The 1,207-nt window shown below is 37.0% G+C and carries 2 protein-coding genes and 1 pseudogene; all 3 read left to right on the top strand.

Annotated features, from left to right (window positions below; all coding sequences use genetic code 11):
- Nucleotides 1-197: hypothetical protein (locus tag R8N28_RS25760; protein WP_206926159.1), on the top strand; the 197-nt coding region annotated here is incomplete at its 5' end.
- Nucleotides 188-700: a dihydrofolate reductase gene (locus R8N28_RS25755; protein ID WP_086371372.1), complete on the top strand. Its 513-nt coding sequence runs from the start codon at nucleotides 188-190 to the stop codon at nucleotides 698-700. The genes R8N28_RS25760 and R8N28_RS25755, both read left to right, overlap by 10 nt.
- An 82-nt stretch (nucleotides 701-782) precedes the next feature.
- Nucleotides 783-1,070, top strand: a pseudogene (locus R8N28_RS25750) (DNA topoisomerase III); the annotation flags it as partial.
- Nucleotides 1,071-1,207 lie beyond the last annotated feature (137 nt).

The following is a 1,207-nucleotide window of genomic DNA, read 5'->3' as shown; positions in this document are numbered from 1 at the left end:
CAGGGGTGTCGAAAGAGTCAACTGCGGTCCAAAGCTGTTGGACTTGGGTGAAAAGGGCGTTTATTCTTCCTATACGTATGATTCAAACTGCAGATGAGTTACATTTGAAAGAAAAGGTGAAAAAACCAATTGAGAAATTATTGCATGTGCTTAATGCCTCAAATAAAAAATTAATTATTCAATACCGATCATTATGAAACTATCATTAATTGTTGCCATGGATAAAAATTTTGGCATTGGTAAAGACAACGATTTGTTATGGAAATTGCCGGCTGATATGAAATTCTTTAAAGAAACTTCAACAGGTCATGTAGTAATAACCGGACGTAAAAATTATGAATCTATTCCTGAGAAATTTAGACCCTTGCCAAATCGTGAAAATGCCGTTTTAACTCACCAAATCGGCTATCAAGCACCAGGAGCTCATGTCTTTTTTTCACTTACTGAATGTTTAGAGTTCTATAAAAATGAAACCGAAAGAACTGTTTTCATCATTGGTGGGGGACAAATTTATGCAGAAGTTATGCAGCGAAACATCCTTCAAGAAATGTATATCACACAAGTAGATGGAGTGTTTGACGCAGATACTTTTTTTCCTAAATTTTCTGAATCTGAGTGGAATAGTGAAACTGTACTGAAACAGGGTATTGATGAAAAACACGCTTTTGCTTTTGAAATAAAAAAATATACACGTAAATAACTCTAAAACTTACTGTTTTTGTTGAAATGTTTTGTATGTAACGGTTTCAAAACTTCAACGACCTTACTAACTTTGCCTCCTTATGATTTTATGTATAGCTGAAAAACCTTCTGTGGCAAAAGATATTGCCGAAGTAATTGGTGCAAAACAACGCAACAACGGCTTTTATGAAGGAAATGGCTATTGGGTAACCTGGACTTTTGGCCATCTGTGTACATTGAATGAACCCCATGATTACAAAGAAAATTGGAAATACTGGAAATTGGAAGATCTGCCAATTGTACCTAAAAAATTTGGCATTAAACTAATTGATAACGATGGAGTAAAAAGGCAATTTGCTGTTATTGAAAAATTGGTAGCATCTTGTTCTGAAGTCATCAATTGCGGGGATGCCGGGCAGGAAGGGGAGTTGATACAAAGATGGGTATTGGCACCTGGTCAAGAAAGCGGGCCATACCCACCAAGTGGCCAAGACGGGCGCGGTCACCCTGATCCAGCGTTTTGGAT

This window comes from Vibrio sp. Vb1554 (genome assembly GCF_033344235.1).
This window is presented reverse-complemented; position numbering and strand designations above follow the sequence as displayed.